This window comes from Brevundimonas sp. KH_058, assembly GCF_057838505.1.
Genome location: NZ_CM174469.1, coordinates 189021 through 208694, shown reverse-complemented (window position 1 = coordinate 208694; position 19674 = coordinate 189021). Strand labels below are relative to the sequence as shown.

22 protein-coding genes are annotated in these 19674 nt (G+C 67.4%); 15 read left to right on the top strand and 7 right to left on the bottom strand.

Annotation, left to right across the window (positions count from 1 at the left end; all coding sequences use genetic code 11):
• The first annotated feature begins 34 nt into the window (after positions 1–34).
• The 6 genes from AC3ISA_RS01040 (at position 35) to AC3ISA_RS01015 (ending at position 4040) form a co-directional block, all read left to right on the top strand.
• Positions 35–706 (top strand): hypothetical protein, encoded by a 672-nt coding sequence (locus AC3ISA_RS01040; protein WP_489178952.1) that lies wholly within the window; start codon positions 35–37, stop codon positions 704–706.
• The gene (locus AC3ISA_RS01035; protein WP_489178951.1) at positions 706–1128 is read left to right on the top strand and encodes a hypothetical protein; all 423 of its coding nucleotides are present in this window, start codon (positions 706–708) and stop codon (positions 1126–1128) included. Before AC3ISA_RS01040 ends, AC3ISA_RS01035 begins: the two co-directional genes overlap by 1 nt.
• Positions 1129–1291: 163 nt before the next feature.
• Complete coding sequence (gene ssb, locus AC3ISA_RS01030) at positions 1292–1792, top strand: single-stranded DNA-binding protein (protein WP_489178950.1); 501 nt, start codon at positions 1292–1294, stop codon at positions 1790–1792.
• Between the two features lie 27 nt (positions 1793–1819).
• Positions 1820–2275 (top strand): thiol-disulfide oxidoreductase DCC family protein, encoded by a 456-nt coding sequence (locus AC3ISA_RS01025; RefSeq protein WP_489178949.1) that lies wholly within the window; start codon positions 1820–1822, stop codon positions 2273–2275.
• The gene (locus AC3ISA_RS01020) at positions 2272–3573 is read left to right on the top strand and encodes an SDR family oxidoreductase (RefSeq protein ID WP_489178948.1); all 1302 of its coding nucleotides are present in this window, start codon (positions 2272–2274) and stop codon (positions 3571–3573) included. Before AC3ISA_RS01025 ends, AC3ISA_RS01020 begins: the two co-directional genes overlap by 4 nt.
• Complete coding sequence (locus tag AC3ISA_RS01015; protein ID WP_489178947.1) at positions 3570–4040, top strand: DUF2269 family protein; 471 nt, start codon at positions 3570–3572, stop codon at positions 4038–4040. Before AC3ISA_RS01020 ends, AC3ISA_RS01015 begins: the two co-directional genes overlap by 4 nt.
• Positions 4041–4044: 4 nt before the next feature.
• Here AC3ISA_RS01015 and AC3ISA_RS01010 read toward each other — a convergent pair whose 3' ends face one another.
• The gene (locus AC3ISA_RS01010; protein WP_372692845.1) at positions 4045–4425 is read right to left on the bottom strand and encodes a type II toxin-antitoxin system VapC family toxin; all 381 of its coding nucleotides are present in this window, start codon (positions 4423–4425) and stop codon (positions 4045–4047) included.
• Complete coding sequence (locus tag AC3ISA_RS01005; protein WP_372692846.1) at positions 4422–4700, bottom strand: hypothetical protein; 279 nt, start codon at positions 4698–4700, stop codon at positions 4422–4424. The genes AC3ISA_RS01010 and AC3ISA_RS01005 overlap by 4 nt, the downstream gene beginning before the upstream one ends.
• Positions 4701–4796: 96 nt before the next feature.
• On the opposite strand from AC3ISA_RS01005, the gene AC3ISA_RS01000 reads away from it, so the two are divergent.
• Together AC3ISA_RS01000 and AC3ISA_RS00995 are read left to right on the top strand one after the other, a co-directional pair.
• A complete protein-coding gene (locus AC3ISA_RS01000) occupies positions 4797–5735 on the top strand; it encodes a DMT family transporter (RefSeq protein WP_372692847.1) in 939 nt (312 codons plus the stop codon).
• Positions 5736–5766: 31 nt separating this feature from the next.
• The gene (locus AC3ISA_RS00995) at positions 5767–6300 is read left to right on the top strand and encodes a DUF1003 domain-containing protein (RefSeq protein ID WP_489178945.1); all 534 of its coding nucleotides are present in this window, start codon (positions 5767–5769) and stop codon (positions 6298–6300) included.
• A 39-nt stretch (positions 6301–6339) separates the two neighbouring features.
• Here AC3ISA_RS00995 and AC3ISA_RS00990 read toward each other — a convergent pair whose 3' ends face one another.
• A complete protein-coding gene (locus AC3ISA_RS00990) occupies positions 6340–6915 on the bottom strand; it encodes a superoxide dismutase family protein (protein ID WP_489178944.1) in 576 nt (191 codons plus the stop codon).
• 122 nt (positions 6916–7037) lie between these two features.
• Between AC3ISA_RS00990 and gyrA the strand changes: the two genes are divergently transcribed.
• From gyrA to AC3ISA_RS00965, 5 genes are all read left to right on the top strand, one after another.
• A complete protein-coding gene (gene gyrA / locus AC3ISA_RS00985) occupies positions 7038–9818 on the top strand; it encodes a DNA gyrase subunit A (RefSeq protein WP_489178943.1) in 2781 nt (926 codons plus the stop codon).
• A gap of 174 nt (positions 9819–9992) precedes the next feature.
• Complete coding sequence (locus tag AC3ISA_RS00980; RefSeq protein ID WP_489178942.1) at positions 9993–10841, top strand: aminotransferase class IV; 849 nt, start codon at positions 9993–9995, stop codon at positions 10839–10841.
• A gap of 53 nt (positions 10842–10894) precedes the next feature.
• Complete coding sequence (gene coaD / locus AC3ISA_RS00975; protein ID WP_159850458.1) at positions 10895–11383, top strand: pantetheine-phosphate adenylyltransferase; 489 nt, start codon at positions 10895–10897, stop codon at positions 11381–11383.
• Positions 11384–11389: 6 nt separating this feature from the next.
• Positions 11390–12265: a peptidylprolyl isomerase gene (locus tag AC3ISA_RS00970; protein WP_489178941.1), complete on the top strand. Its 876-nt coding sequence runs from the start codon at positions 11390–11392 to the stop codon at positions 12263–12265.
• 28 nt (positions 12266–12293) lie between these two features.
• Positions 12294–13169: a peptidylprolyl isomerase gene (locus AC3ISA_RS00965; protein ID WP_489178939.1), complete on the top strand. Its 876-nt coding sequence runs from the start codon at positions 12294–12296 to the stop codon at positions 13167–13169.
• 157 nt (positions 13170–13326) lie between these two features.
• Here the strand turns inward: AC3ISA_RS00965 and AC3ISA_RS00960 are convergent, their stop codons facing one another.
• Complete coding sequence (locus tag AC3ISA_RS00960) at positions 13327–14427, bottom strand: Ppx/GppA phosphatase family protein (RefSeq protein WP_489178938.1); 1101 nt, start codon at positions 14425–14427, stop codon at positions 13327–13329.
• Positions 14428–14573: 146 nt separating this feature from the next.
• On the opposite strand from AC3ISA_RS00960, the gene hspQ reads away from it, so the two are divergent.
• Complete coding sequence (gene hspQ / locus AC3ISA_RS00955) at positions 14574–14882, top strand: heat shock protein HspQ (protein WP_372692855.1); 309 nt, start codon at positions 14574–14576, stop codon at positions 14880–14882.
• A gap of 55 nt (positions 14883–14937) precedes the next feature.
• Positions 14938–15813, top strand: coding sequence for a phenylalanine 4-monooxygenase (phhA, locus tag AC3ISA_RS00950; protein WP_489178936.1), 876 nt, complete (start codon positions 14938–14940; stop codon positions 15811–15813).
• A 106-nt stretch (positions 15814–15919) separates the two neighbouring features.
• Here the strand turns inward: phhA and astB are convergent, their stop codons facing one another.
• Genes astB through AC3ISA_RS00935 form a run of 3 tightly spaced genes read right to left on the bottom strand, consistent with a single transcriptional unit; the run spans position 15920 to position 19673 of the window.
• On the bottom strand, positions 15920–17257 hold the full coding sequence (gene astB, locus AC3ISA_RS00945) for an N-succinylarginine dihydrolase (protein ID WP_489178935.1): 1338 nt from the start codon (positions 17255–17257) through the stop codon (positions 15920–15922).
• Entirely contained in the window at positions 17254–18669 is a 1416-nt protein-coding gene (gene astD / locus AC3ISA_RS00940) for a succinylglutamate-semialdehyde dehydrogenase (RefSeq protein WP_489178934.1), read from the bottom strand. The genes astB and astD overlap by 4 nt, the downstream gene beginning before the upstream one ends.
• Complete coding sequence (locus AC3ISA_RS00935; protein ID WP_489178933.1) at positions 18666–19673, bottom strand: arginine N-succinyltransferase; 1008 nt, start codon at positions 19671–19673, stop codon at positions 18666–18668. The genes astD and AC3ISA_RS00935 overlap by 4 nt, the downstream gene beginning before the upstream one ends.
• Position 19674 lies beyond the last annotated feature (1 nt).

Here is a 19674-nt window from a genome sequence, read left to right as displayed (position 1 = left end):
AGTTATTGGCCCCCTCATCCGCGAAAGCCCCTTCATGGCCCTTCCGAAAGACAACCGCGTCATCATCGTGGTCGGCGCTGGTCTGGTGATCATCGCCGCCGTCGTGCTGGCCCTGATCTTCACCGGCGGCGGCGACAAGACGCCGGAGGCGCCGCCGGCGTCCAAGGGCGGGCTGGTGGTCAATCTGGCCGACGCCCCCTCGCTGGAGCCGACGCGCGAGCTGCGCTGCTTCGTCGATGGTCAGTTCGTCGGCATGGCGACCCTGGCCGTCTGCGCCCAGCGCAACGGCCTGGCGACCGATGCGCTGGACGTGGGGCTGGATGCGACCGGCGCACTGGCCGCCGCCCCGACCGCCGCCTTCGCCCCGCCGCCGGAACTGCCGGCCGTCGAGATGGCCGAGACGGCGCCGCCCGCCGACATTGAGCAGAGTCCCGCGCCGCGTCCCACGCCGGTCGCCAACGGCAGCCCCTGCCTGCGCCACAGCGGTTCGGACTGGCGCACCCTGTCGCCGAACATGAGCCTGAACGCCTGCGTCCAGGCCCTATACGCCGGGACCTGTGTCGGACCGGGCGACGCCCAGTACGGCCGCTGGGGCGACACGACGCTGCGTCTGGTGCCGCGCCGGGTGGAACAGTCGGGCGACAATTCTCGTTTCCGGACCCTGGCCGAGCAGGATCGCAACTGCCAATTTCCTGGGATGAACTGATGCGCCTCGTCGTTCTCGCCGCCGTCGCCGGGACCGCCCTGCTGGGGGCCTGCTCGAATGAACCCAAGTATGAGTTCGCCCAAGGCGCCTGCTATTTCGTGGCGACGCCGGACAACGCCCCGCCGCGCCTGCAGAAGATCGCCGACGATCAGCCCCAGCTGGAACAGTGCGCCGCCCGCCTGGAGGAGATGCGTCTGCGCTTCCTGCGCATGGGCGGTTCGAACCAGGAGTTGGCGGGCGCCTATCAGGGTCGGTTCATCTTCATCGACCGCGAGGGGGTCAAGATCGGCAAGAGCCTGAACGGCAGCCGCTTCTTCGCTATGGCCCGCACCGGCGACGGCCGACTGGCGATCCCCGGCGCCATCCAGCGTGACGAAACCGGCCGTCCCATCGCCATCGCTGCGGACCCGGCCGCGAAGTAGGACTTGCGTGACGTGAACAAAAGTGGAACATTTCGTTAATCCACTGGTTTGGCGGGTTGGGTGTCGAAAGCGGCTGGCGATAAGCCTCCGCCCCGGTCAGACATCGGACTGAATTGACGAGGCAGGCGATGGAATCGCCGCCTCACACGAGAAGGAAGTTTCCATGGCGGGCAGCGTCAACAAGGTCATTCTGGTCGGCAACCTGGGTCGCGACCCCGAAATCCGCTCCATGCCCAACGGCGACCGGATCGCCAACCTGTCGATCGCGACCTCGGAAACCTGGCGCGACAAGTCCTCGGGCGAGCGCAAGGAAAAGACCGAGTGGCACCGGGTCGTCATCTTCAACGACAACATCGTCAAGGTGGTCGAGAACTATGTGAAGAAGGGCTCGACCGTCTATATCGAAGGCGCGCTCCAGACCCGCAAATGGACCGACCAGCAGGGCGTCGAAAAATATTCGACCGAGATCGTGGTCAGCCGCTTCAAGGGTGAACTGACCATGCTGGGCGGCCGCGCCGAAGGCGGATCGCAAGGCGGCGGCTATGCCGGCGGCGGCGGCGGTCGTGGCGACGACGACTATTCCTCGGGCTTCTCCACCGGCGGCGCCAACAAGCCCAGCGGACCCAAGGAAAGCTACGACCTGAACGACGACATTCCGTTCTAAGGGTTCGGCCGTTCTAGGGGTTCGGAAATGGGGCGGGGGCCTTACAGCTATCGTGAGGATCCCGCCGTTCCGGCCTTCATGGACGACCGGCCTCTGGTTCTGTTTGACGGCGATTGCGCGCTCTGCTCGGGCTCTGCGCGCAAGATCCTGAAGCACGACCGGGCCGGGCGCATCCGTCTGGCGCCGACTCAGTCGCCGCTGGGGCGGGCGTTGTTGATCCACTACGGCGTCGATCCCGACGATCCCTATACGATGCTGCTGATCCAGGACGGCGTGGCGCGCGAACGGTCGGACGGCGTCCTGGGCATCGCGGCCCTGCTGCCGCCGCCCTATCGGTTGGCGGTCGTCGGGCGGATCGTGCCGAGGATCGTCCGCGACACCCTCTATGATTTCATCGCGCGCCGGCGCCGGCGCCTTCCCGGCGCGACCTGGTGCGCCATGCCGCCGAAAGGCGTGGATCTGACGGACCGGGTGCTGGGATGAACGGACGCGTGCTGGTGCTCGGCGCCAACGGCTTCATCGGTTCGCATGTGGCGGCCGCTCTGTCGTCGGCAGGCTGGTTCATCCGCGCCGGGGCTCGCCGTATCGCCGAACCCGCCCGTCGCGCGCCCAGCTTCGACTGGGTCGTCGCCGACTTCGCCAAGCTGACCACGGCCGAGGCTTGGGCGCCGCTGCTGGTCGGCGTAGATGCGGTGGTGAACTGCGTCGGCGTGCTCCAGAACGGTGCGGGCGACAGCACCCGCGCCGCCCACATCGACGGCCCTCACGCCCTGATCAAGGCCTGCGAGGCGGCAGGCGTAAAACGGCTCGTGCATCTTTCAGCCGTCGGGGCGGACGATGACGCCGGCACCGACTACGCTCGGACAAAGGCCGAGACAGAGCGGATGGTCGCCGCCAGCACGCTCGACTGGCTCATCCTGCGGCCGTCGCTGGTGGTGGACCGCGCGTCCTTTGGCGGCACGGGCCTGATCCGCGCGCTGGCGGCCTTTCCACTGTTCAGCCCCGTAGTGGGCGGCGACCAGACCTTCCGCCCGATCCCGCTGGGCGACCTGTCCGTCGCCGTCGTCGCGGCGCTGGAACCGGGCGCTCCGTCGCGCCAGTCGCTCGACATGCCGGGACCAGAGCCGGTGACCATGGTCGAGACGGTGCGTCTGTATCGCGGCTGGATGGGATTGAGCCCGGCGCCGGTCGTTCGCGTGCCGCGCGCTCTGGCTGCGCCTGCCCTCGCCATTGGCGACCTGTTGGGTCGGCTCGGCTGGTCCTCGCCGATCCGCACGACGGCGATCAGACAGATGGACCATGACGTGTCGGGTCACGACAGCGGCTGGGCCCAAGCGCTGGGTGTGCCTTCGCGCGGCTTCACCCGCTTCCTGGCCGAGACCCCGGCCTCGGTTCAGGACGTCTGGCATGCCCGGCTCTGGTTCGTGCGGCCGGTCTCCATTGTGACCCTGGGCCTGTTCTGGCTGATCACCGGCCTGATCAGTTTCGGGCCAGGCTGGCACCGCGCCGTCGCCATCCTGCATGAGGGCGGTTACGGCCGCATGGCCGGACCCATCGCCTGGTGGGGCGCGCTGCTGGACGTGGTCTTGGGGCTGATGCTGTTCGTGCGGCCGTGGACCTCGCGCGTGGCGATCTTCATGTGCCTGGCCACCGTCGGCTATCTGACGGCCGCGACGCTCAGCCTGCCGCACTTCTGGATCGACCCGCTGGGGCCGTGGCTCAAGGTGTTGCCGATGATGGCCCTGTGCCTGTTTGTGGCGGCGACGGACGCGCGCCGATGAGCCTGTATATCCTGCTGAAGATCGTCCATATCCTGTCCGGCGCCGTGCTGTTCGGCACGGGCGCGGGCATCGCCTTCTTCATGCTGCGCGCGCATGCGTCCAAGGACGCGAAGACGGTCGCCGAGGTCGGTCGCATCGTCGTTCTGGCCGACTTCGTCTTCACCGCGACCGCCGTCGTGATCCAGCCGATCAGTGGCCTGGCCCTGATCCACCTGCAAGGTTGGTCCCTGACCAGTTCGTGGCTGCTGGCCGCCTATGGGCTCTATGTCCTGATCGGCGTCTGCTGGTTGCCGGTCGTGTGGATACAGTACCGGATGATGAAGCTGGCCGAACAGGCGGCAGGGCAGGGCGCGTCTTTGCCGCCCGCCTATCATCGCCTGTTCCGCTGGTGGTTCGCCCTGGGCTGGCCTGCTTTCGCCGGCGTCCTGGCCATCTACTGGCTGATGGTCGCCAAGCCAGAGTTCTGAGCCGTCACCAGACCGCCTGGTCGAAATGACGCAGGATCACTTGGTCGGCCGTGATCAACTGCGCCCCGTCGGCCATGGCGTTGGCGACGATCAGCCGGTCGAACGGATCGCGCGTCCAGGCGAAGCGGCAGGCGGCGTCCGATACGGCGGCGGTCGAGGCGTCAGATAAGGACAGGTCGAGCCGGTCCTGAAGGTCCGTCAGGAGAAGATCGGCGGTCGGCAGCTTCACCCGACCGATTTCGATCAGGATTTCGATCTCGACCAACACAAGCGGCGACAGGCAAAGCTCGCGCCCGCGCGCCAATTCCCGCTGCGCACGACGGCTGATCTGCCGCTCCAGACGATAATAGAGCCAGAGGGCGACCTGGGTATCGAGGTGGATCACTTGTCGCCGAAGTCGAACTTGGCGTCCGGATCCCAGGTCCAGTGGCTCTTGTTGGTGTCGATGTCGTCAGGACAGTCGTCGGCGCCTTCGCGAACGCCTTGCGCCATATAGGCGTCCCAGCGCTCCTCCGGCGTGATCTTGCGTTCGACCGCCTCGGCGACCAGCGTCAGCCGCCGTTCGCCGCGCCGGATCACCAGCGGCTCGCCGGTCGCGAGGACGCTATCGACCAGCCGGAACAGGTCCTTGCGTAGAGCGGTCAGGGTGACTTCGGTCATATGTACATGTTGGTTGTGGAAGACGTACATGTCAATGCAACGCCCGGACATGGCATGTGAAGGGCGCACAGGCCCGCGCCGTGCCATAGGGCAAGTATGACCGACGCCAATCCTGAAGTTGGGCCCGCACCCGCGCCATTTCCTGCAAAGCCCCACGCCCTGACCGGGCTGGAGATCGGCGCCATCGTGGCGATCATCGTCGTGTGGGGCGTCAACAACGCCGGGGCCAAGCTGGCGACCGAGCATCTGTCGCCTCTGCTGGTCGGGGCCATCCGGTTCGGCATCGCCAGCGCCTGTCTGATCGCCTTCGTGCGGCCGCCGTTCCCGGACTGGAAGAGCCTGATGCTGATCGTCATCGTCGGCGGCCCGATCCAGTACGGCCTGGCCTATACCGCCTACTGGCTGGCGACCGACGTCAGCCCGGTGACGGTCGCCAACCAGCTGTGGATACCCTTCACCACCCTGTTCGCCTTCCTGATCCTGGGCGAGCGGCTGTCCAAGGCGGCCCTGGTCGGCATGGGCGTGGCCTTCGTCGGCGTGGCCTGGATGACGCTGGACGCCCATGCGCTTCAGGACTGGAAGGCAATTCTGGTCGCCATCGCGGCCGGCGCGGCCTGGGGCGTGACCACGGTGGTGGCGCGTCGGACCACCTCCATCCCGCCGCTGAAGATGCAGGGCCTGCTGGCGCTGGGCGCCTTTCCGGTCATGGCCTTTGGCTCGGCCGTGTTCGAACACGGGCAATGGGAGGCGGTGAAGACCGCCACGCCCATGGTCTGGGCCTCGCTGCTGTGGGCTGGGATCGTCTCGTCGGTTCTGGCGACGACCCTGCTGTTCTGGCTGGTTCAGCGACGCGAGGCGGGGCGGGTGACGCCCTATCTGCTGGTGACGCCGGTGGTGTCGATGCTGATCGGCTGGGGCTTCATGGGCGACATCCTGACGCCTCAGATCCTGACAGGTTCGGCCATCGCCATGGGTGGGGTGGCGCTGGTGGCTCTTGCCGAACGGGGCTTGCGCGCGGGGGCCGCCAAGGCTTGATCTGTTCCTGAGCGCGATTCAGGAGACCGCCATGCCCCACGCCCCCCTCGACGCCGACCACGTCTCCCGCCGCTGGCTGGGCAAGGCGACGCACGACCTGCCGGCGAACGAAGCAAGTGTGGTCCGTAGCGCCGCCGAACGCCGCCCGATCTCCGAAGACATCAACGAGACGTTCGACGACCGCCAGACCTTCGGCGAGCGGCTGGCGGACCGGGTCGCCGAGTTCGGCGGGTCCTGGACCTTCCTGATCGCGTTCGGCCTGTTCCTGGTGGTCTGGACCGTGCTGAACCTGATCCTGCGGCGCGACGCCTTCGACCCCTATCCCTTCATCTTCCTGAACCTGATGCTGTCGATGATCGCGGCAGCGCAAGCGCCGATCATCATGATGAGCCAGAACCGTCAGGCGCAGAAGGATCGGCTGGACGCCGGCAACGACTATCAGGTCAATCTGAAGGCCGAGATAGAGATCATGGCTCTGCTAGAAAAAGTCGAGCACCTGACCGCACGCCAGGAAGAGCAGACGGAACTGATCCGCCATCTTCTGGCGCAAAAAGAAGCCCGCTGAACGGCGTTCAGCGGGCCATCTTCAACGTTTAGGGAAGGCTCAGCTCGCGCTGAGCGCCGCGCAGGCGACCCGGTCGCCCGCGCCGCCGATGGGCTGGGTCGAATGGTCGTCGGGATTGGCGTGGATGATGATGGCCGAGCCGTCTGCGTCCCACAGCCACTGGCCGGGGCCTTCCGAAGAGATGCGGGCGCGGGGGGTGAACAGTTCGGCGTTCACCTTGCCGTCCGCGCCGGCATAGATGTTGGGCAGGTCACCATCGTCCGGGCCAGCCGCGTTCAGTAGCCCGTGCGGGGCCTTGGGCTCGCCGTGGTTGATGTGAGCGCCGGACGAGGTGAAGGGTGCGGCGCATTCGCCGGTCGCGTGGATGTGGATGCCGTGCCAGCCGGGCGTCAGGCCCGAGGCCTCGATCTTGATTACCAGGCCGGTCGGCCCCTGGCGCAGGTCGACGCGGCCGATGTTGGCGCCCGAGGCGTTGATCAGGATCGCCTGTCCTGTCGCGCCGACAGGGGCGCGTTCGGCGACGGCGCCAGGCGCGTTGCCGGTCGCGGCGCAGGCCGTGGTCAGGGCCAGCGGCGAGGCGATCGCGAGGGCGGCGGCGAGGGTGTGGAGGCGCATAAGGAAAGTCCTTTCAGAGACGGGCTTTCACGGCGACGTCGCTTTGCCACCGAGCCCCTGGAATGCTAGAAATCGTCACAGTGGATCACGTTCCGATTCCGGCCGCATAAAGCCACGCTTCATTGACCGACGACAGCTACGAAAACGCCGCAACTCCGATCAACGGCCGGGGCGGCGGCTCCGACATTTCCACGATCACGATCGAGGACGAACTGAAGCGTTCGTACCTCGACTACGCCATGAGCGTGATCGTCAGCCGCGCCCTGCCTGACGCCCGTGACGGGCTCAAGCCGGTTCACCGTCGCATCCTGTATTCGATGCACGATCTGAACATGACGCCCGAGCGCAGCTATTCGAAATGCGCCCGCGTGGTCGGCGACGTGCTGGGCCGGTTCCACCCCCACGGCGACGCCTCGGTCTATATGGCGTTGGTTCGCATGGCCCAGCCCTTCTCGATGGGGCTGATGCTGGTCGATGGCCAGGGCAACTTCGGCTCGGTCGACGGCGATATGCCCGCCTCGATGCGTTACACCGAGGCCAAGATGGCCCCGGCCGCCGTCGCCCTGATGGCCGACATCGACAAGGACACCGTCGATTTCCAGCCCAACTACGATGAGAAGGAGCTGGAGCCGGTCGTCCTGCCCGCCCGGATCCCGAACCTGCTGGTCAACGGCGCGGGCGGCATCGCCGTCGGCATGGCGACCAACATCCCGCCGCATAATCTGGGCGAGGTCGTCGATGCGGCCCTGGCCCTGCTGGACGATCCCAACGTCACCGACGACGCCCTGCTGGACATCGTGCCTGGCCCCGACTTCCCGACGGGCGGCGAGATCATGGGCCGCACGGCGCCGCGCAATGCGCTGCGCGACGGTCGTGGCTCAGTCATCGTGCGCGGTCGCGCCTCGGTCGAGGAGATCCGCAAGGATCGCGAAGCCATCGTCGTCACCGAACTGCCGTTCCAGGTCAACAAACAGACCCTGATCGAGCGTATCGCCGAAATGGTGCGCGAAAAGCGTCTGGAAGGCATCTCAGACGTCCGCGACGAATCCGACCGCCAGGGCATGCGGATCGTCATCGAGCTGAAGCGCGACGCGTCCGGCGACGTGATCCTGAACCAGCTGTGGCGCTACACGGCGATGCAGAGCTCGTTCGGCGTCAACATGCTGGCGCTGAACCACGGCCGGCCCGAGCAGATGGGCCTGCGCGACCTTCTGCAGATATTCCTCGACTTCCGCGAGGAAGTCGTCGTTCGCCGCGTCAAGTTCGAGCTGAATAAGGCCCGTGACCGCGGCCACGTCCTGGTCGGTCTGGCCGTCGCCGTCGCCAATATCGACGAGGTCATCCACATCATCCGTTCCTCGGCCGATCCGACCGAGGCGCGCGAGCGGTTGCAGGCCAAGTCTTGGCCCGTCGGCGACATGATGGCGCTGATCGAGCTGATCGCCGATCCGCGCAGCGTCATCGTCGAGGGCGACAAGATCCGCCTGACCGACGAACAGGCCCGCGCCATCCTCGCACTGACCCTGTCTCGTCTGACCGGCCTGGGCCGTGACGACATCTTCGGCGAGGCGCGCGGCCTGGCCGATACGATTCAGGGCCACCTGACCATCCTGTCGGACCGCAAGAACGTCCTGGCCATCATTCGCGACGACCTGATCGCGGTGAAGGATCAGTTCGCCACGCCCCGCCGCACGCTCATTGGGGAAGGCGACGGCGAGATGGAGGACGAAGACCTGATCCCGCGCGAGGACATGGTCGTCACCGTCACCCACGGCGGCTACGTCAAGCGCGTGGCCCTCAACGCCTATCGGACCCAGCATCGCGGCGGCAAGGGCAAGTCCGGGATGACGATGAAGGACGAGGACGCCATCACCGGCGTGTTCAGCGCCTCGACCCACACCCCGGTCCTGTTCTTCGCCACCAACGGCAAGGCCTACAAGCTGAAGACCTGGCGCCTGCCGCTGGGCAATCCGACCTCGCGCGGCAAGGCCTTCGTCAACCTGCTGCCCATCGAGCCGGGCGACAGCATCATGAACGTCCTGCCCCTGCCCGAGGACGAGACCACCTGGGGCGACTACGACATCATGTTCGCCACCCAGGCGGGCGACGTGCGTCGCAACAAGCTGTCGGACTTCGCCACGGTCAACCGCGCCGGCAAGATCGCCATGAAGCTGGAAGGCGACGACCGCATGGTCGGCGTCGGCCTGTGCACCGCCGACGACGACATCCTGCTGACCACGGCCATGGGCCGCGCGATCCGGTTCAAGGCCGACGACGTGCGCGTGTTCAAGGGCCGGGATTCGACCGGCGTCCGGGGCGTTCGCCTGCAAGACGGCGACGAAGTCATCTCCATGGCCATCCTGAGCCGCGTCGATGCGACACCGGAGGAACGTTCGGCCTACGTCAAACACGCCAACGCCGCACGGAAAGCCCTGTTGGGGGCTGATGCGGAAGAGGATGCTGCGGTTCCCGCCGAGGCTGAAGACGATGTTGCTGATGCGCCGATCTCGCTTGAGCGGATCGCCCAACTGGGCGCCGCCGAACAGTTCATCCTGACGGTCACCGAGACCGGCTTCGGCAAGCGATCCTCGGCCTACGAGTATCGTCGCACGGGTCGCGGCGGTCAGGGCCTGACGGCCCACGGCCTGGGCGGTCGCGCGGGCACACGCCTGGCGGCGGCCTTCCCGGTCGAGGAAACCGACGACCTGCTGCTGGTCACCTCGGGCGGTCAGATGATCCGCACCCGCATCGACCAGGTCCGCATCGTCGGCCGCTCCAGCCAGGGCGTCACCATCTTCCGCACCGGCAAGGACGAAAAGGTCGTCTCGGTCGAACGCCTGCCGGACAGTGGCGGTTCGGATGAGGCGGACGTCGCAGACGAGGGCGGCGAGACCGAAGCCTAAGACCAAGACCCTCTCCCAGCGGGAGAGGGCTTGAGCGCGCGGGAGCGAAGCGATCGGTCTGCGCGAAAGGGTGAGGGGCAGGTGGTGCGACTTGGCCAACCGGCCGACCCTCATCCGGCCCTTCGGGCCACCTTCTCCCAACGGGAGAAGGAAAGACTTGAACGGGAGCGGCCAGTGGACATCCTGATCGACGGCCACCCCGCCGCGCCTGAAGACCTCGCCCACCAGGCCCTGGTCAACTACGGCGCCTACACCTCCTTCCGCGTCGAGAACGACGCCGCACGCGGCCTCGACCTCCACCTCGCCCGCCTGGACCAGGCCGCCGTCGAACTGTTTGGCGACAGCCCCGGCGAGGCCGAGTTACGCCGCCTGATGGCGCTCGCCGTCGCCGGCCGCGACGCCTGCTGGCTGCGCGTCAGCCTGTTCTCACCCGAGATCGGCCATCGCAACCCATCCTTCATCGGACGCCCCAAGGTCATGACCGTCGTCTCGCCCCCGCCGCCGCCGCTGGCGACCAGTATGCGGGTGAAGGCGGTCCCCCATGTCCGCGAGGTGGCGCAACTGAAACACGTCGCCACCTTCAGTCAGACGCGCATGCGCCGGGCCGCACGCGAGGCCGGTTTCGACGACGCCCTGTTCGTAGATGGCGCGGGCCACGTCTCCGAAGGCGTGACCTGGAACATCGGCTTCGTCCAAGGGAATCGCATCGTCTGGCCCCAGGCGCCGATGCTGGCGGGTGTGACCCAGATCCTGATCGCGCGCGGCTTGGCCGGACTGGGCCTATCGTCGCAGACACAGCCAGTGCATCGTTCCGAACTTGCCGCCTTCGACGCCGCCTTCCTGTGCAACAGCGCCACGCCCGTCTGTCCCATCACCGCCATCGACGATGTCGCCTTCGCCAACGATCCTGCCCTGCTGGCCCGGATCGAGGCCGCCTGGTCCGCCCAGCCGCCGCAGCCCATCGTGACCCGCGAGGATGACGCCCGCGACGATGACGATGGCGTCAGCCGGCTAGGCCGCTGATTTCGCACCTGCTAAACGACGCGAACGGCACGCGACAGGCTGGGGAGACACGCATGCGCATCGGGCTTTATCCGGGCACCTTCGACCCGGTGACGAACGGGCATACAGACATCATCAAGCGCGCGCTGAAGCTGGTGGACCGGCTGGTCATCGGCGTGGCCCAGAACGACGACAAGGGGCCTCTGTTTTCCACCGCCGAGCGCGTCGAGATGCTCAAGGCCGAGGTCGCGGGCTTCGGCGGCGACATCGTGGTCCAGCCCTTTTCGACCCTGCTGATGCATTTTGCGGAAGAGCTGGACGCCAACGTCATCATCCGGGGGCTGCGCGCGGTCGCCGACTTCGAATACGAGTTCCAGATGACGGCCATGAACCAGCGCCTCAATCAGGACATCGAGACCGTATTCCTGATGGCCGATCCGCGCCACCAGGCCATCGCCTCGCGGTTGGTCAAGGAAATCGCCCGTCTGGACGGCGCGATCGACAGTTTCGTCAGCCCCGCTATCGCCGAGCGCGTGCGGGCCAAGGTCAAGAACGGGATTTGATAGACTATGCGTAAGGCGATCATCGCGGCGACCGTCGCCGCCCTTTTGGCGAGCGGCGTGGCCCAGGCCCAGGTGCAGGCTCCGGTCGTGGCTCAGACCACACCGACGGCCTCCGACTGGCGCACCATCGCGCCGGAAAACCTGCTGGTCATCGACACGTCCAAGGGCCGCGTGCTGGTCGAGCTGGTTCCGGTGGCCGCGCCCAACCACGCCGAACGCATCCGCACCCTGGCCAACCAGGGCTTCTATGACGGTCTGAAGTTTCACCGTGTCATCCCTAATTTCATGGCGCAAACCGGCGACCCGCAAGGCACCGGCGCGGGCGGCAGCGCGCTTCCCGACCTGAAGGCCGAGTTCAACTTCCGGCGTGGTCGCGACGCCGGTTTCGTCGCCGTGCCCAGTACCGGCCCCGGCGTGCGCGGCCTGGTCGGCGACCTGCCGGTCCAGACCCAGCCCGACGCCCAGATGATGGTCACCGCCGACTTCAAGGTCGACGCCCACGGCCTGTTCTGCCCCGGCGTTCTGGGCATGGCCCGCTCGGGCGCGCCCGACAGCGCCAACAGCCAGTTCTTCCTGATGATGGGCGCCCGCGACCAACTGGACGGCGTCTATACCGCCTTCGGCCGCGTGGTTTCCGGCCTGGATGTCGTCGGCAAGCTGAAGAAGGGCTCGGACGCCGAGGACGGCAAGGTGACCGACCCCGACACCATGACCCACGTTCGCATGGCCTCGGCGATGCCGGAAGCCAGTCGCCCGACGGTGCGTGTCCTGAACGCAAGCAGCGCCGCCTTCGCCGAACGGATCGCCGCCACCCGCGCTGCGCGCGGTAACGGCTTCAGCATCTGTGACGTTCAGCCGGTTGCCGAGGTCGTCGGCGGCTGACGCTTTCAAGATGACGGGGGAGGGGACGATGACCATTCGCACACTGATGATCGCCACGGCCATGCTGACCACAACGGCCGGGGCCGCCCCGGCCCAGGACGCGACCGCCGTGCCAGCGCCCCCACCGCCTCCGGCCGAATGGCGCACCATCGCGCCCGAGAACCTGCTGGTGATCGACACCAACAAAGGTCAGGTGTTGGTCGAACTGGCGCCCCAGATCGCCCCGGCCCATGTCGAGCGGATCAAGCTGCTGGCGTCGCGGGGCTTCTACGACAACCTGGTCTGGCACCGGGTCATCGACTGGTTCATGGCCCAGACGGGCGACCCCTTGGGCACCGGCGAAGGCCAGAGCTGGTATCCCGATCTGAAGGGTGAGTTCACCTTCCGGCGTGGCGCGGACATGGCCTTCACGCCCGTCGCGGCCCCCGTCGGCGCCCTGGTCGGTTTCGTCGATTCCATTCCCGTCCAGACCCAGCCCGACGCCCTGATGTCGGGCACCGGCGACAACAAGGTCCACGGCTGGGCTCTGTACTGTCCCGGCGTCGCCGGCATGGCGCGCGACGAGGGCAACGACACCGCCAACAGCCAGTTCTTCCTGATGCGCCAGGCCTATCCGGCATTGGACAAGCGCTACACTGTCTGGGGCCGCGTCGTCTCCGGGCTGGACGTGGTGCGGTCGCTGAAGGCGAGCGGCACGCCCGACGGTCTGGTCCAGGGGCCGGATCAGATGACCCGCGTCCGTGTCGCTTCGGATCTGCCGGCTGCCGAACGCCCCACAGCGGCCGTGCTGAACACCAACTCCGCGACATTCCAGACCCTGGTGCAGCAGGCGCGTCAGGCGCGCGGCGCGGACTTCTCGGTCTGTGACATTGAACTGCCGGTGCGGATCACGCCTGCGAGCTAAATCTTCTCCTCCCCATGAAATGGGGAGGGGGACCACGAAGTGGTGGAGGGGCTCTTAAAGTCCCACAGGCGTCTGTGATGCGGTGAAGAACCCCTCCGTCACGGCGCGAAGGCGCGCCGCGCCACCTCCCCATGAAATGGGGAGGGGACAGGTTGCTTCAGCTCACCGCCATCCCTCTGCCCCGACCGCGCCGGCGCCTGCGGCTCTTCGCCGGCTTCTTGTCTGCTCTCATCTGCTGCAGCAGTAGCCCCTCGCGCAGGCCCCGATCCGCGACCCGCACCCGCTCCGACGGCCAGGCCCGCTGGACCGCCTCCAGGATGGCGGCGCCCGCCAGTACCAGGTCCGCCCGGTCGGGGCCGATGCAGGCCTCACGCGCCCGCCCGTCCGGCCCGAGAGCCTTCAGCCGATCCGCCGCCGCCTCGCAGTCGCCGCGCGTCATCCATAACCCGTCCACCCGGTCGCGATTGTAGCGTGGCAGGTTCAGGTGAATGCCCGCAAGGCTGGTGATCGCGCCCGAGGTGCCGACCAGATGCGCCCGGTCCTGGCGAAACAGCTCCAGCATGGGGTCGTCGATGATGCCGCCGGCCGCGATCGCCTCGCCCATGTCCGCGACCATGGCCTCGTACCAGGCCTCCCCCGAGTTCTCGGGCTCCGGGTGCCGCTCGGCCAAGGTCACGACCCCCACCGGCGCCGACATCCAGGCGCTGGTGGTCCAGTCGGCCCCGCTGCGTTTCAGCCAAGACATCTCGGTCGAGCCGCCGCCAACGTCGATCACCAGCACCGCTTCGGCTTTGGGATCGATCAGGTTCAGACACCCCTCGACCGCCAGTTTCGCCTCTTCCGATGGGTCGATGATCCGCAGGCGCAGACCCGTTCCCTTGCGCACCCGGTCGATAAACTCGGTGCCGTTCTCGGCCGCGCGGCAGGCCTGGGTGGCGACGGCGCTCAGGCGGGCCGAGTCCACACCCTTCCTGACGATCCGTTCGGCGCACAGGGCAAGCGCGTCATAGGCCCGGTCCATGGCGCGCGGGTCCAGCAATCCGGTGCGCGACAGGCCTTCGCCCAGGCGCACGATGCGGCTGAAGCTATCGACGACACGAAAGCCTTCGCGCGACGGCCGCGCGATCAGCAGCCGACAATTGTTGGTCCCCAGATCGAGCGCGCCATACAGCGGCGCATCCCGACCCGACGCATCCCGCGAACGGGAAGGCTGGGACCGCTCGTCGCGCCGTCGGGGCGCGCCGTGGGTCTCCGGCATGGGTCGTCATTCCGATGTGGGCGGTCCAAAACGGCGCCCGTCCCGATCAGCCTAACCCGCGAAGATCGTCCGCGCCAAGCCATTCTGTCAGGAAGATGAACAGACCAGCAAGCGTCTGGGTCATCCACTGGGTCGTATCAGGACCGATGACCCAGATTCACACAGCCCGTTTCGCCATCGGCCAGATCGTCCGCCATCGCGACGACGCCTTTCGCGGCGTGGTGATGGACGTGGATCACGCCTATGACGGCCCGGCCGGCGAGACCGGCCTGGTCGCGCCGGATCAGCCCTTCTACCGCGTCTATGCTTTGGGCGACGATGGCGGTTTCGTCGCCTATGCCGCCGAGGGCGTGCTGGAAGACGGTCAATCCGTCCTGTTGCCCGACGACGCCGATCGCTGGTTCACGACAGACGGCCTGGGCCACCACGCGCCTCTGGACGAACAACTGCACTGACAGTTGGAAGGCGCGGCCGGGCCGGGCTAGAATGCCGCCAAAAGAGGAACGCCCCATGTCAGACTTCGAACACGTCTTCGAACAACCGCCCGAGGGCGCGGCCGCCGACTGGACCATTCCCCAGAACTGGGCCGCCTATACCGAGGTCGAGCACCAGACCTGGGACACCCTGTACGCCCGCCAGATGAAGATCCTGCCGGGCCGTGCGTGCGACGCCTTCCTGCGTGGCCTCGACGCGCTGGATCTGAACGCCGGTGGCATACCCGACTTCGACGTGATCAATCCCAAGCTTCAGGCCCTGACCGGCTGGACCGTGGTCTGCGTGCCGGGCCTTGTGCCGGACGAAGTCTTCTTCGACCATCTGGCCAACCGCCGCTTCGTCTCGGGCCAGTTCATCAGGAAGCCGGACCAGCTGGACTACCTCCAGGAACCCGACATCTTCCACGACGTCTTCGGCCACGTGCCCATGCTGACCGACCCCGATTTCGCCGCCTATATGGAGGCCTATGGCAAGGGCGGCCAACGCGCGGCGGGTTTGGGCATGCTGCCCAATCTGGCGCGTCTGTATTGGTATACGGTGGAGTTCGGCCTCATGCAGGACACGGACGGCCTGCGCATCTATGGCGCCGGCATCGTGTCTTCGGCGACCGAGAGCGTCTTCGCTCTGGACGACCCATCACCCAACCGTCTGGGCTTCGATCTGGAGCGGGTGATGCGCACCCTCTACCGGATCGACGACTTCCAGCAGGTCTATTTCGTCATCGACAGCCTGGAAGCCCTCAAGGACGAGACGCTCAAGGACTTCGGCCCGGTCTATGCGGTGCTGAAGGGCCAGGACGACCTGCCCATCGAAACCGTCCTGCCGACAGATCAGGTCTTCACGCGCGGCACCCAGGCCTACGCACAGCGCGGTGGCCGGTTCGCGGCCTGATCTCTTTCTAAATCCGTCATCCTCGCCCTTGTGGCGAGGATCCAGACTTCCGGAGTTGGGCGCCGCGCACCGCTTTTGAAACCGGGAATGGTGATCGTTGTTCGCTCTAAGCGCCCTGGAACGGATAGAAGTCGCCACCCAATTCCAGAATGCCCGTCAGTTCGTCCAACGCCCCCCGGCTCTCGGTGAGCAGGTCGGGATCGGCCAGGTCGGCGGGCCGCAGTTCGTCGCGATACCAGCGGCCGGCCCAGTTCGACAGCCGTGCGTGCAGGGCGTCGGTCAGCCGCATGGCCGGATTGGTCGCTGCCAGTTCGGCCTCGTTCAGCACGACCCTCAGACGCAGGCAGGCCGGACCGCCGCCGTTGCGCATCGACTGGCGCACATCGACATACTGCATCCGGCCGATGGAGCCGTTCGACGCGGCCAGACCTTGCGCCACTGCATGGCTGCGGGGGTTGTCGCGGGTTTCGGTCGGACAAATCAGGGTCAGGCGATCCTCACCGGGGATCTGGATCAGCATGGAGTTGAACAGATAAGAGCTGATCGCATCGGCTAGCGGCAGGTCGGCGGACGAGACCTCGACGAAGATCGGTTCGAACAAACCATCGGCCGCGCGGCGGATGGCGTCCTGGGTTCCGGCGGTGTCCTCGAACGCCAAGTCGTGGAAGAACAGGGTCTCCAGCGCCCCGACGCAGACCACGTCGTTGTGGAAGGTCCCGCCCGCGATGGCGGCCTTGGACTGTTGGGCCAGCACGGCGCCCGATGCGGCATGACGGCGTGCGATGGCAGCTGACGCCTCATGCGTCTGGCGCGCGGGGTAGGGGCCGTCCCACGGCGTGAAGGCGTCTCGCCCCCAGACCAGCAGATTGACGCCCGGCGCTCCATGCTCGGCGCACAGCCGCACATGGTTGGCGGCGCCCTCGTCGGCCAGATGCGCGACCGAGGGCAGGGCGTCGTGGACGGCGAACAGGTCGGCGTCGGGGAACAGGGCGTCCAGCGCCCGCTTGGTCTGCTGATGCTCCAGCGACCGATGCAGGTTTGTAATCAGATTGGCGGGCGTGAAATGCACCCGGCCATCCGCCGCGTCCACGCTGGGCGTCACCGTCGCGGCGTTGGCGGCCCACATGGGCGAGGCCGAACAGGCGGCGGCGGCGAAGCTGGGGGCATCCTTCCACGCCCGCTCCAGCACTCGGGCGTCCGATCCCGTGAACCCCAGCGTCCGCAGGAAGGGAATGTTCGGCCGCTCGTGCGGCGGCAGGACGAACTGGGGCAGGCCCAGGTCCGCCAGGGTCTTCATCTTGTCGAGCCCCTGCAGCACCGCCGCGCGGGGGTTCGACGCCTCGCCCTTGTTCAGGCTGGACGCCAGATTGCCCGGCGACAACCCGGCGTAGGAGTGCGTCGGCCCGATCAGGCCATCGGCGTTGGCTTCAACGGCGACAGTCATCGCAACCCCTTGATCTCGCCCTCAATGTTCGCGACCGCATCGGCCTCGAAGCTCGCCACCGGATAGGCGCAGTAATCCGCCGCATAATAGGCGCTGGGCCGGTGGTTGCCGCTGGCGCCCAGGCCACCGAACGGCATGTCGCCCGCCGCCCCGGTGGTCGGCCGGTTGAAGTTGACCACGCCCGCGCGGATGCGGCGGATGAAGTGGTCCCAGTTGGCCGGATCGTCGCTGACAAGGCCCGCCGAAAGGCCGTATCGGGTCGCATTGGCCGCCTGGATCGCGGCGTCGAAGCTGGCGACGCGCGTCACCGAAAGGAAGGGCGCGAACATCTCCTCGTCCGGCACGTCGATCCCGGTCACGTCGATGATGGCCGGCTTGACGAAGGCGCCGGGCAGATTGGCGACCGGACCCGAGGCGCGGATGACCTTTGCCCCCCTGTCGATCCGCTCCTGCAAGGCCTTCAGCACCGCCTCGGCTGCGCGCGCCGAGATCAGCGGCCCAGCATAGGGTTCGGGATCGCTGTCCCAAGGACCGAAGACCAGACGGTCGGACAGGGCGGCGATGGCTTCGATGATGGCGTCGCCCTGAGGCCCTTCCGGCACGATCAGGCGACGGGCGCACGAGCAGCGCTGGCCAGTGGTGATGAAGGCGGACTGTACCGCGATGCCTGCTGCGGCTTCCGCATCCGCCGCATCCCAGACGACCAGAGGATTGTTGCCGCCCAGCTCCAGCGCCAGGATGACGTGCGGATCGTCGGCGAACTTCCTGCGGAAATGCGCGCCCGCCGCGCCCGAGCCGGTGAACATCAGGGCGTCGATCCCGGCGTCCAGCAGGGCCGCCCCCGTCTCGCGACCGCCCTGAACCACATTGACCACGCCGGTCGGCAGGTCGGCGGCGGCGAAGGCCTCGGCCATCACCTGACCGACCAGGGGCGTCTCCTCCGACGGCTTGAACACCACCGTGTCGCCCGCCAGCAGGGCCGGGACGATATGGCCGTTGGGCAGGTGTCCGGGGAAGTTGAACGGGCCCAGCACCGCCGCCACCCCGTGCGGACGATGCCGCAGGGTGGCGCGCCCAAAGGCCGTATCGGACGACCGCTCGCCTGTGCGCTCGTCATAGGCGCGGATCGAGATGTCCACCTTGCCGATCATGGCGGCGGCCTCAGTTTTCGTCTCCCACAGCGGCTTGCCGGTCTCGCGGGCGATGGCCTCGGCGATCTGGGGCGCGCGGTCCTTCAGCACGGCCTGATAGCGTTTGACGGCGTCGATCCGCTCGGCGCGTGGCGCGTCGGCCCAGGCGGGGAAGGCGGCGCGGGCGGCGTCAACGGCGGCCTGGACTTGGGCCGGGCTGGCGGCCTCGCCCTCCCAGTTGGTGGCTTCGGTGGCGGGGTCGATGGATTTGAATGTGGTCATGATTTCACGCGGACGGTGGCGCCGGCCTTGATCTTCAGCACAGCAGCGGTTTCAGCGGTCAGGCGCACGGTGTCGTCCTCGATGTCGGCCTTGGCCCGCACGGCCCGGAAGGCGGCGATGCTGTCTGTCGAGATCAGGGCCGGCAGTTCGGCCTCGACCGACCCGACGATCTCGACCGTCAGGCGGCGGGCGTCGCGCACAGTGCGGATGTTGTCGCGCCCGCACGACACGGTCGGACCGGCGTCGAAGATGTCCACCAGGCCATTGGGCCGGAAGCCTTCGCTTTCCAGCAGCGCCATGGCCGGCACCCCTTGCGGGTGCACCTTGCCGATCACGGCGCGGGCGGGTTCGGGCAGCAACTCGGTATAGATCGGGTGGCGCGGCGCCAGGTCCAGGATGAACTGCTTGTCGGTCGAGCCGCTCATCCGGTCGGCGTGGTCGAACTCCATCGGGAAGAATTTGTGCGCCACATGGTCCCAGAACGGACAGGCGCCGTCGGGGGTGAACACTCCGCGCAACTCCGCCAGCACATTCTCGGCGAACAGTTCGGGCTGGGCGCCGATCAGCATATAGCGCGACTGGCTCAACAACCGCCCCGCGCCGCCCTTCCTCCGGTCGGCCTTCAGGAACAGCGATCCGACCTCGGTCCAGCCGGTGCATTCGTTGACCAGCACCAAGGTCTGGTGATCCAGCTTGACCCCCAGCGACGGCGATTGCGCCGTATTGTTCACCACCCGGAACGAGAAGAACGGCCGCTTCAGCCCCACGGTCGCCTTGACCGATCCGACCCCGTCGATGTCGCCGGTGTCGCCGTCTTCCAGCATCAAGGTGTACCAGGCCTCCTGCGGCGTGACCTGGCCCCGGAAACTGGCCTGGCTCAGCTCCAGCCGGTCGGACAGGGCGTCGGGGTCTTCGGGCAGGCTGGTGAAGCCGGGGCCGGACAGGATGGCCAGCTCCAGCAGATGATCGAGATCGGCAGGGCCGGCGGGACGGACGACGAGCATT

Excerpts from the sequence above, each read along its gene's own strand:
- AC3ISA_RS01040 (WP_489178952.1), top strand. The coding sequence starts at position 35 with ATGGCCCTTCCGAAAGACAACCGCGTCATCATCGTGGTCGGCGCTGGT.
- AC3ISA_RS01035 (WP_489178951.1), top strand. The coding sequence starts at position 706 with ATGCGCCTCGTCGTTCTCGCCGCCGTCGCCGGGACCGCCCTGCTGGGG.
- ssb (WP_489178950.1), top strand. The coding sequence starts at position 1,292 with ATGGCGGGCAGCGTCAACAAGGTCATTCTGGTCGGCAACCTGGGTCGC.
- AC3ISA_RS01025 (WP_489178949.1), top strand. The coding sequence starts at position 1,820 with ATGGGGCGGGGGCCTTACAGCTATCGTGAGGATCCCGCCGTTCCGGCC.
- AC3ISA_RS01020 (WP_489178948.1), top strand. The coding sequence starts at position 2,272 with ATGAACGGACGCGTGCTGGTGCTCGGCGCCAACGGCTTCATCGGTTCG.
- AC3ISA_RS01015 (WP_489178947.1), top strand. The coding sequence starts at position 3,570 with ATGAGCCTGTATATCCTGCTGAAGATCGTCCATATCCTGTCCGGCGCC.
- AC3ISA_RS01005 (WP_372692846.1), bottom strand. The coding sequence starts at position 4,700 with ATGACCGAAGTCACCCTGACCGCTCTACGCAAGGACCTGTTCCGGCTG.
- AC3ISA_RS01000 (WP_372692847.1), top strand. The coding sequence starts at position 4,797 with ATGACCGACGCCAATCCTGAAGTTGGGCCCGCACCCGCGCCATTTCCT.
- AC3ISA_RS00995 (WP_489178945.1), top strand. The coding sequence starts at position 5,767 with ATGCCCCACGCCCCCCTCGACGCCGACCACGTCTCCCGCCGCTGGCTG.
- AC3ISA_RS00990 (WP_489178944.1), bottom strand. The coding sequence starts at position 6,915 with ATGCGCCTCCACACCCTCGCCGCCGCCCTCGCGATCGCCTCGCCGCTG.
- coaD (WP_159850458.1), top strand. The coding sequence starts at position 10,895 with ATGCGCATCGGGCTTTATCCGGGCACCTTCGACCCGGTGACGAACGGG.
- AC3ISA_RS00970 (WP_489178941.1), top strand. The coding sequence starts at position 11,390 with ATGCGTAAGGCGATCATCGCGGCGACCGTCGCCGCCCTTTTGGCGAGC.
- AC3ISA_RS00965 (WP_489178939.1), top strand. The coding sequence starts at position 12,294 with ATGACCATTCGCACACTGATGATCGCCACGGCCATGCTGACCACAACG.
- AC3ISA_RS00960 (WP_489178938.1), bottom strand. The coding sequence starts at position 14,427 with ATGCCGGAGACCCACGGCGCGCCCCGACGGCGCGACGAGCGGTCCCAG.
- hspQ (WP_372692855.1), top strand. The coding sequence starts at position 14,574 with ATGACCCAGATTCACACAGCCCGTTTCGCCATCGGCCAGATCGTCCGC.
- phhA (WP_489178936.1), top strand. The coding sequence starts at position 14,938 with ATGTCAGACTTCGAACACGTCTTCGAACAACCGCCCGAGGGCGCGGCC.
- astB (WP_489178935.1), bottom strand. The coding sequence starts at position 17,257 with ATGACTGTCGCCGTTGAAGCCAACGCCGATGGCCTGATCGGGCCGACG.
- astD (WP_489178934.1), bottom strand. The coding sequence starts at position 18,669 with ATGACCACATTCAAATCCATCGACCCCGCCACCGAAGCCACCAACTGG.
- AC3ISA_RS00935 (WP_489178933.1), bottom strand. The coding sequence starts at position 19,673 with ATGCTCGTCGTCCGTCCCGCCGGCCCTGCCGATCTCGATCATCTGCTG.